29 protein-coding genes and 2 pseudogenes are annotated in these 26,789 nt (G+C 55.9%); 20 read left to right on the top strand and 11 right to left on the bottom strand.

Going from position 1 to position 26,789, the window contains the following annotated elements:
* Positions 1 to 129 precede the first annotated feature (129 nt).
* Positions 130 to 207, bottom strand: a pseudogene (locus tag C6382_RS24590) (transcriptional regulator); the annotation flags it as partial.
* Between the two features lie 86 nt (positions 208 to 293).
* Here C6382_RS24590 and C6382_RS05455 point away from each other — a divergent pair.
* Positions 294 to 1,262 carry an endonuclease gene (locus tag C6382_RS05455; protein ID WP_107023527.1) on the top strand — a complete coding sequence of 323 codons (969 nt, stop codon included), beginning with the start codon at positions 294 to 296 and terminating at the stop codon, positions 1,260 to 1,262.
* 313 nt (positions 1,263 to 1,575) lie between these two features.
* Here the strand turns inward: C6382_RS05455 and C6382_RS05450 are convergent, their stop codons facing one another.
* Entirely contained in the window at positions 1,576 to 2,751 is a 1,176-nt protein-coding gene (locus C6382_RS05450) for an MFS transporter (RefSeq protein WP_107023501.1), read from the bottom strand.
* 81 nt (positions 2,752 to 2,832) lie between these two features.
* Positions 2,833 to 3,861, bottom strand: a complete 1,029-nt coding sequence (locus tag C6382_RS05445; protein ID WP_107023500.1) for an alpha/beta hydrolase — start codon at positions 3,859 to 3,861, stop codon at positions 2,833 to 2,835.
* 262 nt (positions 3,862 to 4,123) lie between these two features.
* On the opposite strand from C6382_RS05445, the gene C6382_RS05440 reads away from it, so the two are divergent.
* The 5 genes from C6382_RS05440 to C6382_RS05420 all read left to right on the top strand — a co-directional run bounded on the left by C6382_RS05440 (position 4,124) and on the right by C6382_RS05420 (position 8,543).
* Positions 4,124 to 5,032, top strand: coding sequence for an AraC family transcriptional regulator (locus C6382_RS05440; RefSeq protein ID WP_256588995.1), 909 nt, complete (start codon positions 4,124 to 4,126; stop codon positions 5,030 to 5,032).
* A gap of 229 nt (positions 5,033 to 5,261) precedes the next feature.
* Positions 5,262 to 5,492 carry a cation transporting ATPase C-terminal domain-containing protein gene (locus C6382_RS05435; RefSeq protein ID WP_256588994.1) on the top strand — a complete coding sequence of 77 codons (231 nt, stop codon included), beginning with the start codon at positions 5,262 to 5,264 and terminating at the stop codon, positions 5,490 to 5,492.
* Between the two features lie 9 nt (positions 5,493 to 5,501).
* Positions 5,502 to 6,944: a permease gene (locus C6382_RS05430; protein WP_107023498.1), complete on the top strand. Its 1,443-nt coding sequence runs from the start codon at positions 5,502 to 5,504 to the stop codon at positions 6,942 to 6,944.
* A gap of 22 nt (positions 6,945 to 6,966) precedes the next feature.
* The gene (locus C6382_RS05425) at positions 6,967 to 7,209 is read left to right on the top strand and encodes a thioredoxin family protein (RefSeq protein WP_107023497.1); all 243 of its coding nucleotides are present in this window, start codon (positions 6,967 to 6,969) and stop codon (positions 7,207 to 7,209) included.
* Between the two features lie 5 nt (positions 7,210 to 7,214).
* On the top strand, positions 7,215 to 8,543 hold the full coding sequence (locus C6382_RS05420; RefSeq protein WP_256588993.1) for a hypothetical protein: 1,329 nt from the start codon (positions 7,215 to 7,217) through the stop codon (positions 8,541 to 8,543).
* A 169-nt stretch (positions 8,544 to 8,712) separates the two neighbouring features.
* Here C6382_RS05420 and C6382_RS05415 read toward each other — a convergent pair whose 3' ends face one another.
* On the bottom strand, positions 8,713 to 9,717 hold the full coding sequence (locus C6382_RS05415; RefSeq protein ID WP_107023495.1) for a MerR family transcriptional regulator: 1,005 nt from the start codon (positions 9,715 to 9,717) through the stop codon (positions 8,713 to 8,715).
* A gap of 317 nt (positions 9,718 to 10,034) precedes the next feature.
* Here C6382_RS05415 and C6382_RS05410 point away from each other — a divergent pair, with 317 nt between their 5' ends.
* Positions 10,035 to 10,487 (top strand): PAS domain-containing protein, encoded by a 453-nt coding sequence (locus tag C6382_RS05410; protein ID WP_107023494.1) that lies wholly within the window; start codon positions 10,035 to 10,037, stop codon positions 10,485 to 10,487.
* A 10-nt stretch (positions 10,488 to 10,497) separates the two neighbouring features.
* Here C6382_RS05410 and hemH read toward each other — a convergent pair whose 3' ends face one another.
* The gene (hemH, locus tag C6382_RS05405) at positions 10,498 to 11,523 is read right to left on the bottom strand and encodes a ferrochelatase (protein ID WP_107023493.1); all 1,026 of its coding nucleotides are present in this window, start codon (positions 11,521 to 11,523) and stop codon (positions 10,498 to 10,500) included.
* Positions 11,524 to 11,753: 230 nt separating this feature from the next.
* On the opposite strand from hemH, the gene C6382_RS05400 reads away from it, so the two are divergent.
* The 3 genes and pseudogenes from C6382_RS05400 to C6382_RS24580 all read left to right on the top strand — a co-directional run bounded on the left by C6382_RS05400 (position 11,754) and on the right by C6382_RS24580 (position 13,484).
* Positions 11,754 to 11,969, top strand: a complete 216-nt coding sequence (locus C6382_RS05400) for a TIGR02450 family Trp-rich protein (protein WP_107023492.1) — start codon at positions 11,754 to 11,756, stop codon at positions 11,967 to 11,969.
* Between the two features lie 186 nt (positions 11,970 to 12,155).
* A pseudogene (locus tag C6382_RS24585) lies at positions 12,156 to 12,929 on the top strand (PAS domain-containing protein); the annotation flags it as partial.
* A 93-nt stretch (positions 12,930 to 13,022) separates the two neighbouring features.
* Complete coding sequence (locus C6382_RS24580; protein ID WP_371919565.1) at positions 13,023 to 13,484, top strand: methyl-accepting chemotaxis protein; 462 nt, start codon at positions 13,023 to 13,025, stop codon at positions 13,482 to 13,484.
* A gap of 160 nt (positions 13,485 to 13,644) precedes the next feature.
* On the opposite strand, the gene C6382_RS05390 is transcribed toward C6382_RS24580, so the two are convergent.
* Positions 13,645 to 14,211: a lipocalin family protein gene (locus C6382_RS05390; protein ID WP_107023490.1), complete on the bottom strand. Its 567-nt coding sequence runs from the start codon at positions 14,209 to 14,211 to the stop codon at positions 13,645 to 13,647.
* Positions 14,212 to 14,373: 162 nt separating this feature from the next.
* On the opposite strand from C6382_RS05390, the gene C6382_RS05385 reads away from it, so the two are divergent.
* The 9 genes from C6382_RS05385 to C6382_RS05345 are packed head-to-tail and all read left to right on the top strand — an operon-like array spanning position 14,374 to position 22,666.
* Entirely contained in the window at positions 14,374 to 15,333 is a 960-nt protein-coding gene (locus tag C6382_RS05385) for a DUF523 and DUF1722 domain-containing protein (protein WP_107023489.1), read from the top strand.
* Positions 15,330 to 16,256 carry a MerR family transcriptional regulator gene (locus C6382_RS05380; protein WP_107023488.1) on the top strand — a complete coding sequence of 309 codons (927 nt, stop codon included), beginning with the start codon at positions 15,330 to 15,332 and terminating at the stop codon, positions 16,254 to 16,256. The genes C6382_RS05385 and C6382_RS05380 overlap by 4 nt, the downstream gene beginning before the upstream one ends.
* A gap of 10 nt (positions 16,257 to 16,266) precedes the next feature.
* Entirely contained in the window at positions 16,267 to 17,706 is a 1,440-nt protein-coding gene (phrB, locus tag C6382_RS05375) for a deoxyribodipyrimidine photo-lyase (protein WP_107023487.1), read from the top strand.
* The gene (locus C6382_RS05370; RefSeq protein ID WP_107023486.1) at positions 17,699 to 18,121 is read left to right on the top strand and encodes a nuclear transport factor 2 family protein; all 423 of its coding nucleotides are present in this window, start codon (positions 17,699 to 17,701) and stop codon (positions 18,119 to 18,121) included. Before phrB ends, C6382_RS05370 begins: the two co-directional genes overlap by 8 nt.
* Complete coding sequence (locus C6382_RS05365) at positions 18,118 to 18,879, top strand: SDR family oxidoreductase (RefSeq protein ID WP_107023485.1); 762 nt, start codon at positions 18,118 to 18,120, stop codon at positions 18,877 to 18,879. The genes C6382_RS05370 and C6382_RS05365 overlap by 4 nt, the downstream gene beginning before the upstream one ends.
* Positions 18,876 to 20,123, top strand: coding sequence for an NAD(P)/FAD-dependent oxidoreductase (locus C6382_RS05360; protein WP_107023484.1), 1,248 nt, complete (start codon positions 18,876 to 18,878; stop codon positions 20,121 to 20,123). The genes C6382_RS05365 and C6382_RS05360 overlap by 4 nt, the downstream gene beginning before the upstream one ends.
* Positions 20,120 to 20,911 carry a DUF1365 domain-containing protein gene (locus C6382_RS05355; protein WP_107023483.1) on the top strand — a complete coding sequence of 264 codons (792 nt, stop codon included), beginning with the start codon at positions 20,120 to 20,122 and terminating at the stop codon, positions 20,909 to 20,911. The genes C6382_RS05360 and C6382_RS05355 overlap by 4 nt, the downstream gene beginning before the upstream one ends.
* Complete coding sequence (locus tag C6382_RS05350; RefSeq protein ID WP_107023482.1) at positions 20,898 to 22,166, top strand: cyclopropane-fatty-acyl-phospholipid synthase family protein; 1,269 nt, start codon at positions 20,898 to 20,900, stop codon at positions 22,164 to 22,166. Before C6382_RS05355 ends, C6382_RS05350 begins: the two co-directional genes overlap by 14 nt.
* Entirely contained in the window at positions 22,163 to 22,666 is a 504-nt protein-coding gene (locus tag C6382_RS05345; protein WP_107023481.1) for a DUF2878 domain-containing protein, read from the top strand. The genes C6382_RS05350 and C6382_RS05345 overlap by 4 nt, the downstream gene beginning before the upstream one ends.
* Before the next feature lies 1 nt (position 22,667).
* On the opposite strand, the gene C6382_RS05340 is transcribed toward C6382_RS05345, so the two are convergent.
* A complete protein-coding gene (locus tag C6382_RS05340; RefSeq protein ID WP_107023480.1) occupies positions 22,668 to 23,192 on the bottom strand; it encodes a DUF3833 domain-containing protein in 525 nt (174 codons plus the stop codon).
* Between the two features lie 19 nt (positions 23,193 to 23,211).
* A complete protein-coding gene (locus tag C6382_RS05335; protein ID WP_371919559.1) occupies positions 23,212 to 23,766 on the bottom strand; it encodes a chalcone isomerase family protein in 555 nt (184 codons plus the stop codon).
* A gap of 710 nt (positions 23,767 to 24,476) precedes the next feature.
* On the opposite strand from C6382_RS05335, the gene C6382_RS23855 reads away from it, so the two are divergent.
* Complete coding sequence (locus C6382_RS23855; RefSeq protein ID WP_146146891.1) at positions 24,477 to 25,037, top strand: hypothetical protein; 561 nt, start codon at positions 24,477 to 24,479, stop codon at positions 25,035 to 25,037.
* Between the two features lie 490 nt (positions 25,038 to 25,527).
* On the opposite strand, the gene C6382_RS24005 is transcribed toward C6382_RS23855, so the two are convergent.
* The 3 genes from C6382_RS24005 to C6382_RS05315 form a co-directional block, all read right to left on the bottom strand.
* Positions 25,528 to 25,698, bottom strand: coding sequence for a hypothetical protein (locus C6382_RS24005; RefSeq protein WP_158262099.1), 171 nt, complete (start codon positions 25,696 to 25,698; stop codon positions 25,528 to 25,530).
* A gap of 100 nt (positions 25,699 to 25,798) precedes the next feature.
* The gene (locus C6382_RS05320) at positions 25,799 to 26,359 is read right to left on the bottom strand and encodes a YSC84-related protein (protein ID WP_103400296.1); all 561 of its coding nucleotides are present in this window, start codon (positions 26,357 to 26,359) and stop codon (positions 25,799 to 25,801) included.
* A 69-nt stretch (positions 26,360 to 26,428) separates the two neighbouring features.
* Positions 26,429 to 26,587 carry a DUF3309 family protein gene (locus C6382_RS05315; protein ID WP_107023477.1) on the bottom strand — a complete coding sequence of 53 codons (159 nt, stop codon included), beginning with the start codon at positions 26,585 to 26,587 and terminating at the stop codon, positions 26,429 to 26,431.
* Positions 26,588 to 26,789 lie beyond the last annotated feature (202 nt).

Genomic DNA, 26,789 nt, shown 5'->3' with positions numbered 1-26,789 from the left:
GAAGCAGCATCTTAAGTAATGCGGCTCTGCGTTCAGGTGAATAGTACGGCACGACCAGTCTCTTTCCGCCCCCGATATGCTTTTTTAGGAAAAACCGGAGAGGCGACAACTATCCTGACACCGGGGGAAGCTGTAGCCGTACTCGTCAAGCAATGCCCGTAATTTGCTCTCAAGTTCCATTTCCTTTTTCAGGCCAGAATCGCCTTCTCCAAGCGTTCGGGGCCATCCTGTCTGCAGCGGGCTAGACGGGTTTCATGCGTATAATGCGCCCCCCAAACCAATACCACTTGACCATGAAGAAATTGCTGTCCGTTGTAGTGCTGGCTTTCTCAGTTATTAGCCCCGCCCTATCAAGTCCTCCCGCCACTTTTTCCGAAGCCAAAGTCATAGCGAAACAAAAGATTTATCTCGACCAGGCGAACAGCGCCATGGGCGACCTTTACTGCGGCTGCAAATGGACATGGGTAGGTAAATCAGGAGGCCGCATTGACCCAGAATCATGTGGCTATGAAACCCGCAAACAGCAGAGTCGAGCGGAACGCACCGAGTGGGAGCACATTGTGCCCGCGTGGACATTAGGTCACCAGCGACAGTGCTGGCAGAGCGGTGGACGCGAGCATTGCGCTGACGACGACCCTGTTTTCAAGGCCATGGAAGCAAATCTGTTCAACCTCTACCCTGCCGTGGGTGAAGTGAACGGCGACCGAAGTAACTTCAACTACGGAATGGCATCCGGCGTCGCCCCGCAGTACGGACAGTGCAAAACCAAAGTCGACTTCAACCAACGCGCTGCTGAGCCGCGCGATGAGGTCAAAGGTCTCGTTGCCCGGGCTACGTTTTACATGTTTGATCGGTACAAACTCAACATGTCCCGACAGCAGCAACAGCTGCTCATGGCATGGGACAAGCAGCATCCGGTGACCGTCTGGGAGAAAGAACGCGATCGCCGCATCTCCGCAATCATGGGCCACTCCAACCCATTCGTTACCGGTCAACGCAGCTGGACAAGCGGGTATAAGCCAGTGGGTGATGGCGTCGTGAGCGCTGTCGCTGCGCAAGCCCCACAACCAGTTCCAAAGCCTACCCTGGCAAGTGCATCCACTGCCATCGGTGTGATCATCGGGAACCAGAAAAGCCACGTCTATCATCTGCCAAGCGGCTGTCCTGGCTATACGCAGGTGTCTGTAAAAAATCAGGTATCTTTCACATCGGAATCTGAAGCTCAGGCGGCGGGTTATCGAAAAGCAGGCAACTGCAAATAGCGTCTACGGGCCAATCGGCTGGCAAGTACGGTTCCAAAATTTCCCTTGTCTCATCGACCAGCTTCTCAACTGTGACTGGATAGGGAGAGCTCACTATGCAAGCGAAGCGGGCAAGCATGAGCCATATTGAATGACGACAAATAACCCTGCCGTCGAACCGGGCTCTTGATGCCTCAAGAACGTTCGGCCCTGAAGTAATAATCTGGACAAATGCCCAAGCGATTACATCAGGGCTTAGAGCGGCGTTCTATTCAAGTAGGCAGACTGGATGAACAGCTTCTCATGCTGTCATGCCACGTAAGTACGCGCCCAACTATCTGCGAGCAGTCGAAACGGTCAAGATAGTCGCCATCAGCAAAAATATTCCACTGGCTAAGAATGTTGCCTGGTAACCAAATCCGTCGTACAGCACTCCGCCCGCAGTTGCACCAATCGTGATAGCCAACTGGATCACCGCGACCATCAAGCCACCACCGGCTTCCGCATCTTGCGGCAACGCTTTGGCCAACCAGGTGAACCAACCCACTGGAGCGCAGGTGGCGACCAGCCCCCAGACTCCAAGTAGAACGGCTACAGAAACAACCCAAGTGCCAGCCGCGATCACTGCAAAGGCGATGGCAGCCATTATCAGCGGAATAACCACCAGAGTCCGGTCAAGATTTCGGGTGGCCAGCGAGCCAACCAGCATTGTTCCCACCAGCCCAGCAGCGCCGATGATCAGCAACAGCAGCGAGAGCGTTGACACATCGACATGCGTCACCGTTTCCAGAAAAGGCCGTAGATACGTGAACAGCGTGAACTGCCCCATGAAGAGGAATGCAACCGCTGCCATGCCGAGAGCGACATAGCCGTTCGCTAGCAAGCGCAGCGAGCCTGTCGCAGAAACCGAGGTGCGCTCGCTCGGCATCGCCGGCAGAGTGAACACCTGCCAGATGAGCGCTATTGCGGCCAGCGGCACGACGCAGAAGAAGGCCCCCCTCCAGCCAATTGTGCCGCCTAGATAGCTTCCAACAGGTGCCGCGATTGCCGTGGCCAAGGCAGTGCCGCCCTGCATCACGGCAATGGCCTTCGGTACGAGCGCTTCAGGGGCAATGCGCATCATCACTGCAGTGGACATCGACCAGTAACCTCCAATGGCAATTCCAAGCACTGCTCGGCCCACCATCATCGTCGGGTAGTTCGGGGCAAACGCCACCAGCCCAGCGGATACCAGCATGAGTGCAGTGGTGGCTAACAGGACAGGTTTACGGTCAATCCCCTGCGTCATGGAGAACAACAAGAGACTGGTCACAACGGCGAAGAATCCCGAGATGGATATGGCCTGGCCGGCCTGGCCTTCGGTCAACGACAAGTCGGTGGCAATCGGCGTGAGTAGACTCACCGGTAGAAACTCAGAAGCCACCAAGGCGAAGGCACAGAGTGACATCGCAAAGACGGCACTCCAGACCTGTCGGCTTGTATGTTGAAGGGGTATTACAGAGCTGGTCATGGCGTTTCTCGGGTTGCTGTACAAAAGCGCACATGCCCAAGCCCGGCTCGTATGGGCCGGGCTTGGGCAGTTCTGCAGGTGTTACTTGAGGTTTTCGCGGAAGAACGTAGTCAGCTTTGAGAAGGGAATCAGGTCGGCGCGGTCGTAAAGATCCACATGGCCGGCCCCCGGCACGATCACCAATTCTTTGGGCTGGCCTGCGAGCCGATTGGCCTCTTCACTGAACTCCCTGGAGTGGGCGTTTTCACCCGCGATGAACAGCATCGGACGTGGGGAGATCGTCCCGATGTCATTGAACGGATAGAAGTTCATGAACCTGACATTGCTGCTCAGCGTCGGGTGCGTAGTCAGGAGCGGTGATTGGCCCTCAGGCGTGAACTCACCTCGGGGAGTACGGTAGAAGTCGTAGAACTCCCGCTCAATGGGACTTGATTTATCAGTCAACTGATCGACCGTGCCGCTGGTGTACCTGGTTTCTCCACCCGCAAACTCGACATCCCGCTGAGCCGCCGCTTCGCCGATGACCTGCTTGCGTTGCTCGACCGTGACGGCATGCCTCAGGCCATTGCGGTTGGCAGCTCCCATGTCATACATACTGACCGTCGCAATCGCTTTCATGCGAGGGTCGATCTTCGCCGCGCTGATGGCGAAACTGCCGCTGCCGCAGATGCCCAGCACGCCGATCCGGTTGCGATCAACAAAGCCTTGAGTGCCGAGATAATCAACAGCCGCACTGAAGTCTTCGGCATAGATGTCCGGCGACACCAAATTGCGTGGACGACCGTCACTTTCGCCCCAGAACGACAGATCGATAGCCAAGGTCACGAAGCCCTGTTCAGCCAGCTTCTGTGCGTAGAGGTTTGAGCTTTGCTCCTTCACGGCGCCCATTGGGTGCCCGACGATGATGGCGGGAAATTTAGTGTTGTGGTTCAAGTTTTTCGGAACAAACAGATTGCCGACCGTATTCATCTGGATCTGGTTTTTGAAGGTGACCCGTTCGAGTGAGACCTGTTCGCTCTTGTAAAAATTGCTGGATCCATGGGACATATCGGCGGCTTCAGCAGTGAGTGAGCTGGCCATCAAGGCCAACGCTACGATCAGAGGCTTCATGGACATCTTCCTGTCTGTTCGGAATGGAAATGGTATGAGGTGCTGTAGAGGCAATGCATCCTAGGCATCTCTTATTGGCGCCCATCTTCCTCGGGGAGACCGGAACATCAGTAGAGCAAACGCGTAGTTTTCTTGCCTGATTCTCCAGAGCCTGCCGGGCAGGCGTGGACAGCTGAGGCGCTCCAGGCGTAGTGTTTTTGACGACATGATCGGAATCCTTCCTATGACCCCAACCTTGCCATCGCTCCCAGTCGCCTCCCCCATGGTCACCCTATGCAGGGTCATCGCCGCCTACGCCTCCACCCCTGGAGACTTCGGGACATCCATCGGAGACCTCGGTGTCTACCGGCGCAATGAGCCTGCCCCACCGATCACTTGCATCGTCGAGCCGAGCATTGTGTTAGTCGTGCAAGGGGCCAAGGAAATGGTCATCGGCGGTGACGTCCATCCCTACGATACGACTCGCTTCTTAGTCACCTCGCTGAACATCCCGGCCAACTCGGCAGTGACAATGGCCAGCGAAGCCGCACCCTGTCTCGGCCTGGTATTCAAACTCGACCTACGCACGCTGGCCGAGCTGATCGCGCAAGATGGTCGTCTACCTATCAGCAGTCAGCCTGTTCATGGAAGCGCTGGAGTGGGTGCATTGAGCCCAAAGCTGCTGGAGAGCTTTACCCGCCTGATTGAGCTCCTGGAGGAGCCCGATGCGATACCGGTACTCTGGCCCCTGATTCAGCGAGAGATCCACTATCGGCTGCTGTTGAGCGACCAGGCGCCGCTTCTCCGGCACATCGCCTCAGTGGGCAGCAAGGGACATCGTATTGCGAAGGCCATCGACTGGATGAAGCTGAACTACGCCGCACCGTTGCGGGTAGACGAATTGGCAAACCAGGTTCAGATGGGACTCTCAACCTTCCATCACCACTTCCGGCAGCTCACCGCAATGAGTCCTCTGCAGTACCAGAAGTGGTTGAGGTTGAATGAGGCAAAACGGTTGATGCTGAACGAGCACCTGGATGCCGCCACTGCTGCATTCAAGGTCGGTTATGAGAGTCCCTCGCAATTCAGCCGAGAGTATGGGCGGCAGTTTGGCACGCCGCCGAAACGTGACATCACCGAATTGCGCCAGGGTGCTGAAAGATCAGAAGCCTCGGCGCGTAGTTTGCCTTGAGCATTAAGTGCCCACCAAAACACCGAAGCCGCCCCGCCTGTTCGCATCAAGACCGGCTCTATCAGTGGGCTGAGTCGCAGCTACGGTTGTCCGCTCGCCCAGGCATTTAGGCGTTTTCTCCTACTGTCAGAGGGCGCGAAGCAGGTGTACCAGCGGGGCTCGAACACATCCTTCTCCATGCGCTGGGTGGCGGGGCGGAAATACTCCTCGCTTTCGACAATCGCTGGCTGTGGGCCGCTATTGCCCTGGGCAATGGCTTGCAAATTGGCCACTCCACAACCGGGCGTTCAGCACTGCACCCCTGACAATCAAGCAATGGCTGATATGCTTCGCCATGAGCAGCCTGGTGCTGTGGTTCAGCGAACTGCGCAAGTTTTTCCTGCGTGCCATAGACCGACGTCAAAAACCGTCAACGCACATTCACTATCATGAACACTCGGCGTCTAACGCTAAGGATTGAGGACTCCCCATGGAACTGGTACTCCAGCTGCTCAATGGCGGGGCCGGCAGTCTGGCCTCATACTTGGCGGCCCACGTGCTGCTCTGTTTACTGCCTGCATTCTTCATCGCCGGCGCCATGGCGGCCCTCATTCCCAAAGCCAGCATCACCCACTGGCTGGGCCGACATGCACCGGTCTACGTTTCTTACCCGGCGGCGGCACTGGCGGGATCACTGATTGCCGTTTGCTCGTGCACCATTGTGCCGTTGTTCGCGGGCGTCTATCGCAAAGGCGCGGGTATCGGCCCGGCGATCACCTTTCTGTTTTTTGCGCCGGCAGGCAACATCATGGCCCTGGCCTATACCGGCAGTATCCTGGGGGCGGACTTTGCAATCGCCCGTTTGATTCTTTGCCTGGTGTTCGGCATCGGCATCGGCTTGCTGATGGTCACCATTTTCTGGAAGGACGACCAGACCCACGACGCACAGTCCGATGCCCTGTTCGCCGAGAAAGCCAGTGTTTCTCGGCCTGCATTGGGCGTACTCCTGTCTTTGGTGGCCCTGCTGATTGCCGGCACCCTGAAGCTCTGGCCCCTGACCGCAGACCTGTTCAGCATCTACATCCCGCTGTCCTGGGCCCAGGCGTGGCAGGACGCCCTGTTTGGCTGGGTGCCATTCGACGCCAGCAAGGGCGAGGAAGGTGTCAGCTTCCAGGGCTCCGTGCTCATCGCCCTGCTCCTGATGATCGCCGCCACGGCCAAGCGCGGCCTGGATAACATCACCGAAGGGGCCAATAGCTGGACATGGATTGCGCTGGGCCTGGCCGCCAGTACCTTGCTGATTGCCTCGATGCGCCTGACGCCAGAGCCCGGCACCTTGACCTTTACCTTCACTGGCCGTGTATTTGCCGTTGCAACGACCATACTTTTTGTCTGGTACTTTGCCCGCCAGCTGCCCGCCGAAGATTGGCAAGGTTGGCTGTGGGAAGCCTGGCGCTTCGTTAAGCAGATTTTCGTGGTACTGGTGCTGGGTGTATTCATCGTCGGCATGGTGCGCCAGGTCATTCAGCCTGAGTGGATTGAAACCCTTGCAGGCAGCAACTCCGTACTGGCCAATGCCGTGGCCGTTGGCTTCGGTGTTTTCATGTACTTTCCGACCCTGGTGGAAGTACCGGTAGCCAAGATGTTCCTGGATCTGGGCATGCACCCTGGCCCGCTCCTGGCCTACCTGATGGCCGATCCTGAACTGAGCTTGCAGAGCATGCTGATGGTGGCCGCCGTGATTGGTCGCAAGAAGACCGCCGCTTACGTCGGGTTGGTCGCCTCATTCAGCATCGTCGCAGGCCTGCTCTTTGGTGCCTGGGTCAATGGCACCGGCTGGCTAACACTCGGCACAGGGATGGCGGCCTGGCTGGTCGTAATCGCCACCCTCTATCTGTTGATCCGCCGCCTCCGCACACAAACAGCAAGCTGACCAACACACGAAGGAGTTTTACATGCTAAACGTCAAAATCCTCGGATCGGGCTGCGCCAACTGCAAGAAACTGGAAGCCTTAGCCCGCGAAGCCGCCCATAACCTGAACATCCAGGCCGAGGTCGAAAAGATCACCGACATGGGCAAAATGATGACTTACGACATCCTCGCCACGCCTGCTCTGGTGATCAACGAGAAGGTAGTCAGCAGCGGAAAGATTCCGACTGTTGCGGATATCCAGGGCTGGATTTCGGCGGCGCAGTGACGGCTATGGTCAAACCCAAGATGTCCAAGACACCACCATTGCTTGCGCATGCAATCCTTGAGGCTTCTGCGATTGAAGCGCTGAACAACAGGTGTTTTTGCATCAGCCTCAGTGAGCAGGCACTGCGTTCGGCGCTGGAGTCGGAAATCGGCCAACCTGGGTTGCTGGAACTGATACGGCAGCGTTGCCCCTATCTGTTTGCCGCGTTACCGGTGTTTGTCTCCGGAGATCACCTATCGCGTATGGGCAATTTGATTCGGGCCATTGAGTCCGTCATTGCTCTGCCGGTCTATCGAGAACAGGCTTTGGCCTCGGCGCCGGCCATTGCCAGACATGACCCAGGCGGCGCCCGAAGCGTCTTCTTTGGCTACGACTTTCATGTGGCAGAGGACAGTTTCGGGCTTATAGAAATCAACACCAATGCTGGCGGCGCAATGCTGAACGCGGTGCTAGCCAGAGCGCAACGAGCCTGTTGCGCCGCGCTGGAAGGCCTGGTGCCTTCGCCAACCCTGGCGAGTACGCTGGAAGCCAATATCGTGGCGATGTTCCGTCGCGAATGGTCGCTCAGTGGCCAGCAGCAGGCTCTGCGCACAATCGCCATTGTCGATGAGGCTCCTGCACAGCAGTACCTATACCCCGAGTTTTTGCTGTTCCAGCAACTGTTTGAGCGGCACGGCCTGCAAGCAGTCATCGCCGATCCGACTGAATTGAGATTGCGCGACAACCGACTGTGGCACGGTGACCTGGCCATCGATCTGGTCTACAACAGGCTGACCGATTTCTACTTGACGTCCTCATCCTGCGACACCTTGCGCGAAGCCTATTTGACGAATGCAACGGTGATTACCCCCCATCCGCAGGCGCACGCCTTATATGCTGACAAGCGAAACCTGGCGTTGCTCAGCGATGCAGACAGCCTTCAGCAGCTGGGCGTGTCTCAGAGCACTCAGGCTATTTTGCTGGCCGGCATTCCGCGCACGGAAGTGGTTACTGCTGACAGTGCGGAGCGCTTATGGAGTGAACGGCGCACGCGATTCTTTAAACCGTTCGCTGGGTTTGGCAGTCGCGCAGCGTACCGAGGGGACAAGCTCACTAAACGTGTTTGGCAGGACACTCTTGCGGGCGGGTATGTGGCGCAGGCGCTGGTGCTACCTGGTGAACGAGTGATCTCAGCTGACGCACCTGCGCAGGCACTAAAATTCGACCTGCGCGACTATGTGTACGACGGCGATGTGCAATGGGTGGCGGCACGTCTTTATCAAGGGCAGACCACTAACTTTCGAACCCCGGGTGGAGGTTTCGCCCCAGTCTACAAGTGGCCAATGGCACTCTAGATTTCAACTCGAAATCCTAAACTGTCAGAATGCTTCACCCTCCTCCTCTTTTGCGGGTTATTTGTTCCAAGGGCCGGCCCAGGTTGCAATTGTTCGAAAAGCTATTTCATTGGCTTGGTTCGATGACTGCCCTGAGAGCGACGGCGAAGGCCGTTCAGCCTCTTAGCCCTCAAGTATCTAGGTGACCGTCTACAAACTGCCTGAGTCTGGAGAGCATAAGTCGTGTATCACTGCCTAGGTTGGCAATGGCAGACCCCTTGAGTTGATCTTCGACTAGCTCCGCCCCCACCCCAGCAAGCGCCAGGGGGCAATCGATGGCAAACGCCAGCTGGTTGAGTTCCCGCAAAAAATCACCCGAAAGAGGAGCAGGAGCCAATAGGACCAACGCCTCAGGGTGGATAGCCTGACAGACAAGCGGCAGCTCATTAAGCGGCTGACCAAGAGCCAAAACTTGCACCCATCCGCTATCACGACCAATCAACAGTCCAGTGACAAGCAACTCCAGCTCACGACATTGCCCAGGCATTGCAGCGAGTAACACGCATCCATTCTCACTAGTGTTACTGCGCGGGTTCATCTGCAGCCGCAGTAGCACACGAGCTCGAAGAAAAGCGTCATAGAAAAGCCACTGACTGAGCTTTCCAAAACCGACTTGTTGTAATTGCTGCTGCCACACCGGTAGCAGAATTTCCTCGAATACCAACGACATCGGGTAAACAGAGAGTAGTTGACTGTACAAATGTTCAAGGTGTGGTCCATTGAATGCTGCCACGGCCTCACGGATGCATGCTTGCCACTCGGGCCACTGACCTTGCTGCGCATGGGAAAGCGCTAGATCGTCAGCATTTGAAGCGCTGGCTACTCGACTATCGCAATGGTGCTGAACATTGCTCTCTCGCGATTTACTGTGTGCCAGAAGAGCGCCAACCTTGCTCACTGAGACACCACGTTCGGTCCAAGAAACAATACTTCGAATGGCTGCAACGTCCTCGCATGAATACAGGCGGTGCCCACCTTCGCTCCGCACGGGTCGAATAAGCCCGTAGCGCCGCTCCCAGGCACGTAAAGTCACAGGATTGACTCCAGTCAGACGCACAACCTCGCGAATGGGTAGCACCCCATCACCACTGGACAGTTCGGGCGCGATCAATTCAGGCTTGGTTTGTTCAGTCATATGGGCAAACCGTAGTATATGGATGCCTAGAGTGTACAGGCCGCTAAGGGCCTACCAAGTTATTTGCAGCAGGAGGCCTTGAGAATAATCTAACACCTTGATATCAGTTGGCCATCTCAAGCAGCTAAACGCACCGTGAGTGACTACAATCCAAGCGAAAAGCTCGCCGACCATGGGCCGTACGCTCGAGCGGCTCACGACTCCTAGCGATACCAAATGTACCTTCCTCATGTGCGACGAGCTGTATTTTTTTCTTGATCCGGCTCTGGTGAGCCTGTTTATCCTAGAATGGGGTGAAATTCATTGGGGCTTCAAACATGATCAATTCAAAGCTTTTGCAACTGGTGGTCGAAGCATCCAACGATGGCATAGTAGTCGCCGAGCAAGAAGGCGACGACAACATCCTGATCTACGCTAACCCAGCCTTTGAGCGCCTGACAGGCTATAACGTCGATGACATCCTGTATCAGGACTGTCGTTTTCTCCAAGGCGATGATCGTGACCAACCCGGCCTTGCCCTCATTCGAGAAGCGGTCAGCAACTTTCACCCATGCCGACAAATCATTCGCAATTATCGCAAGGACGGTACCGCTTTCTGGAATGAACTGTCTATTACCCCGGTGTTCAACGACGCTGACCAACTCACCTACTTCATCGGTATCCAAAAGGACGTTAGCGTCGAAGTTCAGGCCGCTGAACGGGTGAAGGAACTAGAAGCAGAAGTCGCAGCATTGAAGGCTCAGCTGGCTCAATTGCAATCCAAGGCCTGAAACTGACAGTTTAGAGTTCCAATGGTGCGCGTTTGCATAAAGCTACCAGCGCATCAACCCACGCGGGGTGATGATTCAAGCAAGGAACAAGCACCAAGTCCTGGCCACCAGCTGCCAGAAATTGCTCCCGCCCGCGATCGCCGATCTCTTCCAGGGTTTCAAGGCAATCCGCGACAAAAGCCGGGCACATTACCAGAAGTTTTTTTACGCCTTGCCTCGCCAATTGATCCAATCGCGCCTCGGTATACGGTTCGATCCACTTCGCCCTGCCTAAGCGCGACTGGAAAGCCAGCGACCATTGTCCGTCCTCTAAACCAGCATTGGCCGCCAGTCCTTGCGCAGTTTTCAAGCACTGTGCACGGTAGCAACCAGCAAGCACTTCGCCTTCGGCTCGCTGGCAGCAATCATCACCTCTCAGGCAGTGTTGAGCGCTGCCGTCTCGCTTGTGCAGGTGTCGCTCCGGAAGGCCATGAAAACTCAGCAAGAGATGATCAAAGCCTTTGTCCAGATAGGGTTGCGCGCTGGCAACCAACGCTTGTAAATACTCGGGACTATCGTAAAACGGGGGAACAATCGACAAACGCATCTGCAGCTTGTGCAGACGTATTACTCGACGCACCTCAGCAATCACCGTAGTCACAGTACTGTCGGCGAATTGAGGATATAGCGGCGCCAAGGTAACCTTTTCAATCCCATCGGCGGCCAGTTGCAATATGGCCCGCTCAATACTCGGTTCGCCGTAGCGCATCGCTAGCAACACCGGCCCACATTTCCAGTGCGCGATCACAGCCTTCTGCAGACGACGACTAATCTCCACCAGCGGCGACCCTTCAGGCCACCAGATCGAGGCATAGGCCTCGGCAGATTTAGCCGGCCGACGCGCCAGTATAAGTGACACCAGTAGCCGCCGCAGAGGCCAAGGCAGATCGATAACGTGAGGATCCATCAGAAACTGATTGAGATACTGGCGTACGTCGGCGACCTCTGGTGAGGCCGGGGAGCCAAGGTTCAACAGCAGCAGGGCTTGTCCGGTCATAGGGTGTTCCTAAAGTCAAAAAAGGAAATACAACAGCTAATGGCCAGACGGCATGCGTCTCGCAGGATGTTGTGACACCTCGCAAGATTCTTGTACATAATTGAATTGTTGTACAGCTTTTGAGGTCGGAGTAGCCTATCATCACAATGCCATTATCGGCTCCAGCAACGCTGCTTCAGCAGGCGCCCATCTCGGACGGGAAGACGTGAAAGCCTACGGGTGGAGAACGCATGAACAGATACAACCCACGAAAACTGGGGCTGTCCAAGTGGACTGCCTGTCAGCCAGTAAACCGGGAAAAGCATTTCCTCGTAACTGAATTGATATGCGACGAAGACGGCACGCCTCTGCAAATTGAACTGCAGGCAGTGCACAACGGGCGCAAACAATTGCTCGACTGGCGAGAGCTCAGGAATAGCCAGCGCTGGAAAATCGGATGGTGCTGAGCACCTCTGCGTCCAGCCTGATAAATAGAAAGCGACCTGCTCGATAGCTATACACAATTTATATCTGTACAGGCTTGAGATCGATAATCGCTCAGTGACCACGCTTGATTAGCGCGCAAGTTTTTTGCGCGTTGCTTACAGCATTCATCCTTCCATCAACACACAACGCCTCATGGAGCCCCAAGAATGTTCATGCGCACCCGCAAACTTAATACCGCGCTGCGCGAGAGCCAGGAGCAGAGGGCTATGCTCGCCGCCGAGCACGACGCCCTGCACAGCGCCATGGCGATCATCGAATTTAGCCCAACAGGCGAAGTGCTCGACGCAAGTCCACTGTTTCTGAAAATGTTGGGCTACTCGTTGAACGAGATTCGTGGCCAGCACCACCGCATGTTCTGCGAGCCGCATTATGTGCAAAGCCGTGAGTACAACGAGTTATGGCAGCGACTGAGGCAGGGGCAGAGTTTCAGCGCTCACCTTCTGCGCTTGGCGCGCGAAGGACACCGGCTCTGGCTGGAAGCAAGCTATGTACCAGTGCGTGACTCTGCCGGCAATGTGCAACGTATTATCAAAGTAGCTTTCGACGTCAACGAGCGCACGCTACGCTCGCAGACTGAATCAAGCTTCATGCAGGCAGTCGATCGCTCAATGGCCGTCATTGAGTTCGACCTGCACGGCCAAGTCGTCAATGCCAATTCCAATTTCCTGAACGTAATGGGTTTTTGTTTGGAAGAAATTCGCGGCCGACACCATCAAAAGTTCTGCCGACCAAACGAGGTACTTAGCGAAGGGTATCGTGCTTTCTGGTCTGGTTTGAACCGCGGCGAATTCAGCGCTGGGGTATTTCAACGCGTCAATAAACAGGGCGATATCGTCTGGCTTCAAGCGACCTACAACCCGCTCTTTGACGCCCAGGGCCAGCTTTACGGCGTAGTCAAGTTCGCCACCGATATCACCCGTCAGGTTGAACAGCGCAAAATCGAATCAAAAGCAGCGCAGCTGGCATTCAACACTTCCCGCCAAACCGACGAGCACGCCAGACTTGGATCTGGCGTGGTACAGCAAACCGTCACAGTGGTACAAAGCATCGCCGATGAACTCGAGCAGGTAGCCCAAGGGATCAACGCACTCAGCGTGCAGTCCGAGGAGATCGGCGCCATCGTTGATGCTATCCGTGGCATCGCTGAGCAAACCAACTTGCTCGCACTCAATGCCGCCATCGAAGCAGCCCGGGCAGGCGATCAAGGTCGCGGGTTCGCGGTGGTAGCCGATGAAGTACGCAGCCTCGCACGGCGTACTAGCCAGGCGACAGTTGCGATCACCGAAGTGGTTGGCAAGAACCGCGAACTGGCTAGGCAAGCGGTTATCAGCATGCAATCCGGTACGCTTAAAGCAGAACACGGCGTGAGTCTTGCTAATCAGGCCGGCACGGTAATCATGGACATACAGCTAGGTGCGCAGCAGGTCGTGGAAGTCATAAGCACATTTGCCCAAACACTGGACCAGAGCCGCTGATCTGGGCTGAAGAACTCGAATTCAGGGCTCCGGCCAGGTTACATCCGGCAGGGCTTCGAACGCGGGACGGGCAAAGAGATATCCCTGTATCCGAAGAACTGCTGGAGCCGTTGGCCTGTCAGTACCCCGGTGCTCAAAAGCCCTTTCGGACGATTTGGGTTCAAGTGCCATTCCTGTCTTGTACAACCCAGATCAACTGCGAAACATCGATGCCTAGCTTTAGCGCTTGCGCAAGCAATTGCTCACGCACCTCATCAGACAATTGCTTATCGCGAGCCAGGATCCACAAGTAGTCGCGACTCGGACCTACTACCATCGCCCAGCGATAGTCCCGTTGGTCCAGTGCGACCAAGTGGTACCCCCCGTAAAAGGGACCGAAGAACAAAACTTTGAGTGAACCCACATCAGACGCGCCTGTGAACTTCGCGTTGCCAGCCACCTCCTTCCACCGCCCAGTATCAGCGTTGTACCCCCTGTTGACCACCTCGAGATCGCCATCTGGCTTCAGCCTGTAGTGTGCTTGAACGTTGCTAAGGTTGCGCTCAAAGGAATGATCCAAGCGGGCAATCTCATACCAAGTGCCTAGGTAGCGTTCAATCTCGAATGGGGTAACCACCTCGACCCCTTTGGGCGGGGCTACGGAGCAAGCGCCCGTGCCCAGCAACGTCAGCACTACAAGCAGACCGATAGCTTTGCGCGACCAATCACTTGCAATCCGAAATGCCATGTTTTTTCTCCCTTTGAAAAGGAATGAAGCAACCTGCTAGGACCTTCATGCCGTCCACACACTTCACACAAACCTATACAGAAAGGTTGACTTGTACAACATTAGTCTTATTCTTGGGAAAAGCTGTACAAAACGTGCAGGCCGTACAAGAGTGAGGTTTCTATGGCCGTCACCACCAACACCATCAAGATAGGCATAAGCGCTTGCCTGATCGGCCAGCCCGTGCGCTTCAACGGCGGGCACAAGGCGTCTGCGCTATGCACCGAAATTCTATCTAGCCACTTTGAGTTCAAAGCCGTCTGCCCAGAGCAAGCTATTGGCCTTGGCACACCACGCCAACCCATTCGCTTGGTCGGCGATCCAAAAAAACCGCGGGCGATCGGCACGGTTAATCGTGAGTTGGATGTGAGCGAGGCGCTAACCGCTTTTGGACAGCATACAGCTGAGCAAATTGACGATATCTGTGGCTACATCCTGATGCAGAAATCGCCTTCCTGCGGCATGGAGCGGGTCAAGGTCTATCAAGACAACGGTTATCCTGCAGCCGAAGGAGGGAGTGGCTTGTTCGCAGCTGCGCTAATGCGTGCACGCCCGAACCTGCCGGTAGAGGAAGATGGCCGACTCAACGACCCGGTGATACGCGAGAACTTCATCACCCGCGTCTTCGCCTATGCCGAATGGCGACGTTTGCAGCGTGCCGGTTTAACGCGCAAAGCACTTATTTGCTTCCACGAACGCTACAAGTACCAGCTTATGGCCACTTGCCGTGAGCAATATCAGCTACTCGGCCGGGAGCTGGCACAAAGTGCTGCTAAGCCCCTTGACCTGTTCGCCGTTGAGTACTTCAGCGCATTTATGAGCGCCCTCAAAAAGCCAGCCAGCCGTGGTAGCCATAGCAACGTTTTGCAGCATCTGATGGGTTATCTGAAGCGCGCCTTGAGTTCGCCGGAAAAACAGGAACTGCAAGAGCTGATCCAGCAATACCGCTTGGGCATCGTACCGCTGGTGGTGCCCCTTACATTGATAAAGCATCACTTGCGTCGTCATCCTCATGCCTACATCGAACGCCAAGCCTACATGCAACCACATCCGGAGAACCTCAGCCTGCGAAACGCCTTATGAACACCTTGGACCCTACAACTTCGCCGATTGACTGCGACATGCATACGGTCGAAGGTCTCCTGCCAATCCGCGAAGTGGCGCGTCAGACTGGCGTGAACCCGGTCACATTGCGCGCCTGGGAACGGCGCTACGGGTTGATCAAGCCGCAGCGCACGCCTAAAGGCCACCGCCTGTACTGCGACAAGGACATCGTGCAAATTCGTGAAGTGCTTAGCTGGCTAGAGCGGGGGGTAGCAGTTAGCCAGGTCAAGCGTTTGCTTGAAGATGCACAAAAATCAGCGGAACCGGCGAACTCGCAGTGGGGCGTGCAGCAACTGCAATGGCTCGGCTACATCGAACAACTTTCCGAGCGTCCGCTGGATGAAGACTTCAACCGCACGCTGGCACTTTACCCTGCAGAAACCCTCTGTAGGCACCTTTTGATGCCGCTGCTGCTGCAACTGAAACTGCGCTGGAGCGGCCATGCCAAAGCACGCGTCGAACAGGTGTTCTTCCTGTCCTGGCTACGCACTAAGTTGGCCGCGCGCATTTATCACGACAACCGCGAGCTGGGAGACGCGCCCCTTCTGCTGCTGAATCTATCTGAGAGCGGCATGGAGCCTGGACTGTGGCTGTGCGCCTGGCTGGCGAGCAGTTCTGGCTGTCCCGTACGCGTGCTTGAATGGGCAATTCCCGCAGGTGACCTTGCCCTGGCTACACGCCACATAAACCCGCGCGCCGTCTTGCTTCACAGCAATCAGAGCATCGAACCCCGGCATCTGCAGTGCCTGCTAGCTGCAGGCGGCTCTCCATTCCTGCTATGTGGCCATGTCGTGAGCATCCACCAGGAGTCTCTGGCAGAACTCCCCAACCTACACCTTGCTGGCGACCCGCTGATCGCCCTGCACTGCCTGCAGCGGCTTGGCCTGCTTGCCGGTCGCTGAGGAAAGACTCATGCAGCAGTTGATGTGGTTTCGCAATGATCTACGGGTTCAGGACAACACCGCACTGACAGCGGCCATGCAGGCCGGCTCTACCCTGGCGGTGTTCCTTATAAGCCCTGGCCAGTGGCGGGCGCACGACGACGCGCCGTGCAAAGTCGACTTCTGGCTCCGTAACTTGGTGGCACTTAGAGCCCAACTGCAGGCTTTGAACGTACCGTTGCTGATACGCCAAGCAGAACACTGGCGTGATGCGCCCGCCGTGCTGGCCACGCTCTGCCGCGAGCAGTCCATCGCCAGCGTTCAAGTCAACCAGGAATATGGGGTTCATGAAACGCTACGTGACCGCGAGGTGGCGAATCAACTGGCCGAGCTTGGCGTGGGATTCCATAGCCACCTGGATCAGTTGCTGTTTCAACCCGGCAGCATACTCACCCGCTCGGGTAGCTATTTTCAGGTCTTCAGCCAGTTTCGCAAGGTTTGCTATCAGCGCCTGCACACTGCCCTACCCGCCCAGGTGGCGCGGCCACATGTGCAAGCCCGGCTCACTATAGACAGTGACACGATCCCCACGAGCCTATCCGACTTTACTACACCGAACCTTGGCATTCCGTCCTTGTGGCCAGCTGGCGAGGCCGTGGCACAGGAACGTCTGCAGCGCTTCGCCGAAGAGCAGTTGCATGCTTACGACCGACAGCGCGACTTCCCTGTTCAACCTGGTACCAGCCAGCTGTCGCCCTATCTTGCCGCCGGCGTGCTCTCGCCACGCCAGTGCCTGCACGCTGCGCTGAGCTGCAACCAGGGTGAATTTGAAGCTGGCAGCGCAGGCGCCGTCACCTGGATCAACGAGCTACTGTGGCGCGAATTCTATAAGCACATCCTGGTTGGTTTTTCACGGGTATCCCGGCACAGAGCGTTTCGCCCCACCACAGAAGCGTTGCCCTGGCGCCATGCGCCACAAGAGTTGGCCGCCTGGCAACAGGGGCGTACCGGTTTTCCACTGATCGACGCTGCCATGCGCCAGTTGCTCGCCACAGGCTGGATGCACAACCGACTGCGCATGGTGGTGGCGATGTTCCTGACCAAGAACCTATTAATCGACTGGCGCGAAGGCGAACGTTTCTTCATGCGCCATCTGATCGACGGCGATCTGGCAGCCAACAACGGGGGCTGGCAATGGAGTGCCTCTACCGGAACCGATGCTGTGCCCTGGTTCCGTCTGTTCAACCCGATCAACCAATCACGACGCTTCGACCCGGACGGTCGTTTTATCCGTCACTGGCTGCCGGAATTGGCCGACCTGGACAACAGGAGTATCCACGCCCCTGCTGCGCTCGGCGGGCTGTTCAGTGTGGCCAATTATCCGCAGCCAATCGTAGATCTGGTCGGCAGCCGCCAGCGGGCGCTGCAAGCCTTCAGAGACTTACCCTTACTGGAGAGGCTTGATGACTGACTTCCTGCAACGTTTCGCCGAGGACTTCTCGGCACTGAAAGTCAGCAACCTGCACAGGCTCGGCGAACTGTACAGCGACGACGTGCATTTTCGCGATCCGCTGCACACCATTCAGGGGCTGGCGGCACTACACGAGTATTTCGCCGAGTTGTACACCAATGTCAGCCAGCTCAGTTTCAGCTTCCATGGCTACGACCAGTTGCGAGACGGCGCCGGCTACCTTCGTTGGAAATTGACTTACCGCCACCCTCGACTGCGCCGTGGCCAACCGATAGCGGTAGAGGGCTGTTCGCATCTGCTATGGCGCGACAAGGTGTACCAGCACCACGACTACTTCGATGCTGGTGCGTTGCTCTACGAACACTTACCGCTGATGGGGCCTGCGATTGGCTGGCTGAAAGGGAGGCTGGCATGAAGCATATCTGGCTGACCGGCGCCAGCAGTGGCATCGGTGCCGCTCTAGCGCAGCGTTTTCTGAGCCAGGGCCACCAATTGGCCGTCAGCGCGCGCAATGTCCAGGCGCTGAAAAACCTGCACCTGCAATACCCCGAACAGGTATTGGTGCTGCCCGGCGACCTGACCGACCCCCAACAAGTGCAAGCCATGGGAAAGCAAATCGAACTCGCATGGGGCGCCTTGGATCAAGTCGTCCTCAACGCAGGCACCTGCGAATATCTAGACGCTGCTTGCTTCGAAGCCAACATGATCGAGCGCGTGATGCGCGCCAATTTCTTCTCCGCCACCTATTGTGTGCAAGCCGCCCTGCCACTGCTACGCCAAGCCCAGCGACCACACCTGGTGGCAGTATGTAGCTCTGTGACCTATCTGGCGTTGCCGCGCGCCGAAGCCTATGGCGCCTCCAAAGCTGCTATGCGCTACCTGTTCCAGTCACTGCGCATAGATTTGGCGCAAGAGGATATCGACGTCACCCTGGTCAGTCCGGGCTTTGTTGATACGCCGCTGACGCAACAGAACGATTTCCCTATGCCGATGCGCTGGACAGCCAACAAGGCCGCCGCCCATATCGTCGCCCGCCTGGAAAAACGGCCGATGGAAATAGCCTTTCCCTGGCCCTTCATTGGCGCATTGCGCCTGCTGGCGCTATTGCCTCAGCGCCTTCAACTGGCGCTGGTAAAGCGCATGGCTCGCACCGCCACGGAACAACCCTCATGAAAATAGCCATTGTCGGCAGCGGCATCTCGGGCCTGACGAGCGCCTACCTGCTCAGCCGTCAACACGAGGTGACGGTATTCGAAGCCAGCGACTGGATCGGTGGTCACACCCATACTCTGGACGTTGAGGTGAATGGCGAACATCATGCCATCGACACCGGTTTCATCGTTTTCAACGACAGGACCTATCCGAACTTCATCAGCCTGCTGGATCAGCTTGGTGTCGCCTCGCAACCTACCGAGATGAGCTTCTCGGTTCAGGATCCACGCACTGGCACCGAGTACAACGGTAACAATCTCAACAGCCTGTTCGCCCAGCGCAGCAACCTCCTATCCCCCGCGTTCTGGCGCATGCTTCGCGACATTCTGCGCTTCAATCGCCAAGCCCTGCGTGATTTGGACGAGCAGCGTATCGCCGCCAACACTACCCTTGGCAGCTACCTGCGCCAAAATGGCTACAGTCAACGCTTTGTCGAGCACTACATCGTACCCATGGGCTCAGCGATCTGGTCGATGTCACTGGCCGACATGCAGGATTTTCCACTGCAGTTCTTCGTGCGCTTTTGTAAAAATCACGGTTTGTTGTCGGTCAGTCATCGGCCGCAGTGGCGTGTGGTCAGTGGCGGCTCTCGCAGTTACCTGGCACCGCTGTGCGCCAGCTTCGCAGAGCGCATTCGCCTAAGTTGTCCGGTATATCGGGTAGAGCGCGACATCGCAGGCGTAACCCTCATAAGCGCCGCCGGCAGCGAGCGTTTCGACAGTGTGGTGTTTGCCTGTCACAGCGATCAGGCATTACGCCTGCTGGCTACACCCAGCCAGCACGAGCAGGAGGTGCTTGGCGCACTGCCCTATGCAGAGAACGACGTGGTGTTGCACACCGATGCTCGACTGCTCCCTAGCCGTCGCCTGGCCTGGGCGAGCTGGAACTACCGCCTCGGTGGCTCGATAAAGCAACCTGCCGCCGTCACCTACAACATGAATATCCTGCAAGGAATCCAAAGCGGGACCACCTTCTGCGTCAGCCTGAACCAGACCGCCTCGATTGACCCAAGCAAAATACTAGGCCGATTCCGTTACGCACATCCGCAGTACAGCCTTGCCGGCCTGGCCGCCCAAGCCCGCTGGCGCGACCTCCAGGGCGCTCAACACAGCTACTACTGTGGCGCCTATTGGGCCAACGGTTTTCACGAAGACGGTGTAGTGAGTGCCTTACGTGTGGCCGCCGCGTTCGGAGAACACCTATGAACAGTGCACTGTACCAGGGCTGGGTTAGCCACCGTCGTTTGCTACCGCGCGCTCATGCGTTTCGCTACCGCATTGGTATGCTCTACCTGGACCTGGCCGAACAACCGCAGGTGTTGGGCCTCTCGTGGCTGGCCGGATGTTCGCGCTGGGCCGCCTTCGCTTTCCGCGAAACTGACTACCTGCCGCACGCCACGCGCCAGGGTATGACGCTGAGCGATGCTGTGCGCGAGCGCGTCGAGCAAGCCATCGGGCACGCACCGCAGGGACGAATCTGCCTGCTCACCCAGCCTCGCAGTTGGGGGTTGTCCTTCAACCCGATCAGCCTGTTTTACTGCTTCGAACCCGACGGAAGACTGGCCGCCATCCTCTGCGAAGTCAGCAATACCCCTTGGCACGAGAGATACCACTACGTGCTGCCGACCCACCCCACAGGTGAGTCACGCCATCGGGTACCCAAGCGTTTTCACGTATCGCCCTTTCTGCCCCGCGATCTGGAATACCGCATGCGTTTTTCCGCCCCTCAACACAAGCTGCAGGTGACCATGCAGGACTGGCAAGGTGAGCAAAAAATATTTGAAGCCGGCCTGGGCCTGGAACGCATCGAACTCACACCCCACAGCCTGCACCGCCACCTATTGGCCTTTCCCTGGATGACCGGCAAGACCTTACTGGGCATTTATTGGCAGGCCCTGCGCCTGTTCCTCAAGCGTCTGCCTCTGTTTTCTCATAAAGCCGCCAACGGTAACTACTGCACAGCGAAACTGGAGTCTCGTCATGACAAACCCTAGCCTGGACCCCACCACTACCTGTAGCCCGACTGCCAACGGTGTAGGTGCCCGACTGCTTAAAAAAGCGGTCTTGCATAAGCTTGCACAACTGCGCTATGGGCAGTTGGTACTGATCGTGGAAGGTGAGCGTTTGTGCTTCGGGCAGCTTGGCGCAGCGCTGCATGGCGAAATTGAGGTACACAACCCAGCGCTCTGGACGATGGTGGCGGCCAATGGCTCGATTGGCGCCGGCGAGGCCTATATCCAAGGTTATTGGAGCAGCCCCGACCTGACTGCGGTAATCCGCATTTTCGTCGCCAATCTGCAGGTATTGGATGGGATTGAGCGTGGTCTGGCACGACTGCGACGCCCTTTGGTAAAAGCCCTCCACTGGTTTAACCGAAATACGCGCCAAGGTTCGCGGCGCAATATCTCGGCGCACTACGACCTAGGTAACGCGTTGTTTGAGCAACTGCTGGACCCCACAATGATGTACTCCGCAGCCATGTTTCGCACCGACAGCGATAGCCTGGAGCAGGCACAGTTGTACAAGCTGGAACGAATCTGCCAGAAACTTGAGCTCAAGCCCGAAGACCACCTGCTGGAGATTGGCACGGGTTGGGGCAGCATGGCGCTCTATGCTGCAAGCCGTCATGGCTGCAAGGTGACCACTACCACCTTATCGCGTGAGCAGTTCGCCTACACCCAGTGCCGAATTGAAGCGCAGGGCCTGCAGGATCGTGTCACCCTGTTGCTGCAGGACTACAGAGACCTGGCAGGTGTCTACGACAAGCTGGTGTCGATCGAGATGATCGAGGCCGTTGGCTTGCGCTTCATTCCTACCTATTTCAAACAGTGTGCTCATCTGCTTAAGGACGATGGCCTAATGCTGCTGCAAGCCATCACCATTCGCGATCAGCGTTATGAGCAGGCGAAAAACTCGGTCGACTTCATCCAGCGTTATATCTTCCCAGGCGGTGCTTTGCCCTCGGTTAGCGCCATGCTGCAGACCATCAGTCGCGATACCGATTTGAACCTGCAGCACATGGAAGACTTCGGTCAGCACTATGCCCGCACGCTGAGACTTTGGCACGACAACCTACGCCGCAACCGACACCGCCTAGAAGCACTAGGGTACGACCAGACATTCTTTCGCCTGTGGGAGTTCTACCTATGCTACTGCGAGGGAGGCTTCCTTGAGCGCAGCATCGGTACTGCGCATCTGTTGCTGGCCAAACCAGGGGCACGGCCAGCTCACTTCGGTCTATCAGCGTGAAAAACCGAGCACGGCTACTGCTCAATGGTGGGTTGTTCCAGATCGGCTGGTTGGCCTGCGTATTCGGCGCACAACGCCCGTGGCTACTGATGGTGGCGCTTGCTTGCCTGGCCGTGCACCTGCGATGGGTCGCTCAAGACAGCCGTGAGTGGCGCGTGTTGTTACGCGTGGCAGCCTGCGGGTGGGTTCTGGATACCACTCTGTTGCACCTTGGGCTGTTTGACTTCCTCGGCGCCCGATTGGTGCTGCCACTGTGGTTGGCATTGCTCTGGCTGCTGTTCGCCAGCACTTTACGCTACAGCCTTGGTTGGACTGCCCGGTCTTGGTGGCTCAGCAGTCTTCTTGGAGCCTTTGGCGGTCCGCTGTCTTACCTGGGGGGCGCCAAATTGGCTGACGTCAGCTTACCGTTGGGCCCCTGGCCCAGCATGTTCCTGCTTGCATTGATATGGGCGCTATTGCTGCCAGCGCTGCACCTCGTAGCCAGATGTCGCTCTATGTGAGTCACCGCTGCTTACGGAAGAACAAGGTGACCTGACCAACCTCTATGCCAAACTTAGTCATGAAAGAGCGGTTCACTAGGATGTCTTCATCCAGCAGGTACATCCAATCGTCTAAATGAACTTCATACACCTTGCCATCAACTGGCAGGCTCAACACGTAACGCCAACGCAAAGCATTTCCCGCCGCCTCGCCGTGGGCCTCTCCTACCACGTCACCAGCAGTACCCAGCCACACGCCTGCCTCTTGTGGACTCAGGGTCCACACCCGTCTTTGCTTGGTGCCATCGCTGTAAGTGAAGAATTCATCAAGAACCAGCTTGTTGCCTTCAGAATGACCAACGATTTGTACGTGAAAGCGCTTGACCACTTCGCCCGAACGTTTTTGAAACATCCCCCAAGCTTCCACGCGGCCTTCGAAGAACCTGCGCACGTCCAGCTTTGGCGTCTCCTGAGCGTAGTGATGGACATCGACCTGTCCGCAACTGACCAGGCACATACATAGAAAAACTAATAATGTCTTCAGCATGGTCAATTCCGGGTAAGTATTAGGGCTTGGCGATCCCTAACAGCTGTGCACGCAGCTCGGGATCCCGTGTGCGCGAGTCGAGCCAGATCGCAAAGAACGCTCGGGCAAATGCTTCGCCTTTCACCACGTGCCGTAGTTCCGCTCCGATGTAAAAATGTGTACCTTCGCCGGGTAAGTACAACCCTGTGATACGGTCTCCGGCGCGCACATCCATAAACGCCAACGTCATTTCACGGCGCCAGTGCGCTAGTACTTCTGGGCTCTGGCCGGTGATTGCCAAGCGGCGCATTTCCTTGATACTGGCTGAGACAAGATCATCACGACTGATGGCGCGTTTGTATGCCAACTCTAATGCAAAAGGACTCTGAAAATCGCGAAAGTCTCCCGACATTGCACCTGTGCTCCAGAGCGTCGCGCTATAGATGGAAAAGCCATACACACGAAACTGCCCTTCACCCACCTGTCGACTTTCAGGCATCACCTCTCGCCAACCAGCGTAAAGCCCTGTGCTATGCAGCATTAGTGCAATAGACACACCGTGAAGAAGCTGACGGTAAAGCCGAGTGGTCATCATTGTGTTCACCAGGTCGTTACGACAAATCTATACCATTTTGTTTTTTTGTACAGCTATTGGGGGCTTATTATGAGACCTTTGGATGCGAACAAAATTGGCTTTGCTACACCGAATAGCTTTTTTCCTACATGAATCCCACAGTCTGCTCCGTTAACTACTGATATGGCCCAACCTTAGGGTTCTTTGCGAGAATGTGATGATCTCCCCATAAGCGACACCGTCACTTTCATCGAGACCTTCACAAGTCTTCAACTCATCGACCTCATCCTGCATAGCCCCGGAATTTCAGCGATGTGCCCGTTACGAAGATCCTGCGCTTCATACAATCGGATAATGCTCACAATCAGGTGCCTTTCAGGGGGGGCGCTTGAGACGATGTTACTCGGGTCGTAAAACCAAACCACAGTCGGTACCAAAAGGACCGCTCATCACCATGCCGCTGTAGGGGTAGCGCCCAATCGTACCGAGCAAGTTATCGTTCTGGTCGTACATGTCATCCCCGTCCAATCTATAAATATTCCCACCTCTCAGATAAGAGCGATACTTACCGTTAGCGAACTCTCCGATTGGATTAAGTGAGCCTCGGCGCAAATAGACGTAATTCAGCCCTAAGCTGAAGTCTGTATCGATTTGCCTTCTCATACATTCCTCCAGATGATTCTTGAGCCTCCATTGTACCTTGTTCTCGACATATATTTCGGGGTCAATCCTTGGACTCGCCCTGTGTTGAAAAAGTTAAAGCCCTGCTATTTTGTTATAACCTGCTGATTAATATTCGATTATTCGTGCCGCCAAATTTTTCCGGCATCGGCTCAAACGCCGGACTCTTGGCGGCGTTTACGCAAATATTACCGTCTATCATCAGAATCACTATTCCGACAGCTGCCATGTTTCCGGGACGCTGGCTGAATAAGCGTTTGAGTGCCTTCAAGGCTGACACCCGACCTCAAACCTTACTGGTCGAGGACAAACGCATAGGCATCATCGACCAGGACAGCGGTTGGCCCTACTCCCTATCTCGCGTTGACAGACATCCGGAACACTGCATAGGAGTAGGACTGGGTACCTGCCTGCTGCTCCAGGAACCGAATACTGTTCGATCAAGCCCTGCAAGCCGCTCCAAGGCACCGCCTGATCCAGTGACCGTTCGCGGTGTTTTTGCGCTTGCCGGCATACTCAAAGTCGGAGAAACTCATGTGGAGGCCTCTGGGCAGGTGGTGAAGGCTTATTTCAGTACATTTGAGGACTTGTTCGGAGAATCCCTAAAGTAGCTCATCAACTGCGAAAAAGTTGGTGTTTTCGTTTCGAAAACAATGCATTACGAATAGAATTTACCTATAGCAGTCAATTTCTCTGAGGGTGCCATATGAGACGTGACAACGAGCTGATATTTAGAGTTTTGTCGTGCATTGAGTCCGGCCTGGACCCGCTAGGGTCGTCGTATTCGGAAATTCTGCAACAGCTTGAGCACGACTATGGTGTCTCGGGTGATTGTGAACGGGTCGGCGATCTCCAAAAAAGCTTGGAATATCAGCTGGAGGTCCTAGAAGATGCGGCGTTCGTGAAGAAGTACTCAGCCCACTATGATTCGCCGGATAAAATTTTTTATCGTTTGATGTGGTCCGGACACGAATATCTCGACGACAAAAGAAAGTCTTGTGCTTAGTTTTCGCATTTTACCTCCGGTGGCAGGATAGTGTTGCCTCTGCAATTTTTCCTAAAAAAGCAGATTGGACCAGAAATCGACAGTTTCGTGCAGTACTATTCAGTATTGGCCATCAGATAATGCGCATACTCCTGAGGCAGGATCAAATCCATCTGACTGATATCGACATCGACCATCGCCTCGGGCGCTTGGGTCCTTTTCAGCTGTTCTTCGGCCGCCTCAAGCCGCACATGATCCGCCCCACTGACGTGGAAATGGATTTGCATGGGTCGCCTCGCTACTGGTCTTATACCAGCCTTCTATGGTCAAGATCTTCATGGGCATTGCTCCTGAGATGAACGCCCCGACATTGATCGGGGCGCTGGGCTAGCGCTTGATGAGCGAAATCTTGGAGCCCTCAATGCTGATGCCCGCCATCAATCCTTGCTGATCAAAGACAAACGCATAAGCATCCTGTTGCAACGACGAACTCGATAAATTTTTCGCCACACCCTGATCGACAACCACGACAGTGGGCCCTACACCGACCTCCCAGCCTTTCGTATCACGTACATACTGAAGGGCTTTGTCGGTCATCAAGAACACTGCATAAGCGTAGGATTGCGCACCTGCCTGCAGCCCCCAGGAGCCAGTCACAGAGTTGTAGTAGCCGTCGACTTTAGAACCTATCAACAACTCACCCTCACCATAACTGCCACCAAACACTAGGCCCGCCTTAACGATGTTAGGGAATACGAGCACAGCCTTGGCGGTGCGCGACATGGTTTCGGCCAATGGGTGTGCCTTGTAGAGCATCTGTAAGGCCTGTTGCGAGTCTTTGTCTAGGTCAGCGGCCGTTGCAGCACTAGCGTTGTTAATGAGCCCTGCTGATGCCAATGACAAAACGACAAAAAACATCGAAAACAACAATCGCAATGAATGTTTCATTGTTGAACTCCAGTGCCAGCAATAGAAAGGAAGTCATCGTTGGTTGTGCGACTGACACCTGTCAGTCGGCTATATCCGCCCCATCAGCAGCAACACGATGATAATGATCACCACGATGCCCAACCCGCCAGTCGGTCCGTATCCCCAGCTCCTGCTGTGCGGCCAGCTCGGAAGCACACCGATCAATAGCAGGATTAAGATGATTAATAGGATTGTGCCCACGCTCATGACTATTTCCTCAAGCGCGCGAAAGAACAGGCTTGATCGCTGCCGCGCATGCCCAGCGATTTTACGACACCAGAGTGAACTCTTTGCTGGCGGCGTTCTGTACGGTACCGCACACAATCCACATCGCTGGAAACGGTGAGTGCCATAAATAAGCGAGCACAACAACAGTTCCGGACCGCTGGTATGCAGGTATGTGTGTTGC

The sequence above is a fragment of the Pseudomonas sp. BBP2017 genome (assembly GCF_003024385.1).
Lineage (GTDB): Bacteria > Pseudomonadota > Gammaproteobacteria > Pseudomonadales > Pseudomonadaceae > Aquipseudomonas.
The sequence above is the reverse complement of the archived record's forward strand: the minus strand, read 5'-3'. Positions and strand labels throughout refer to the sequence as shown.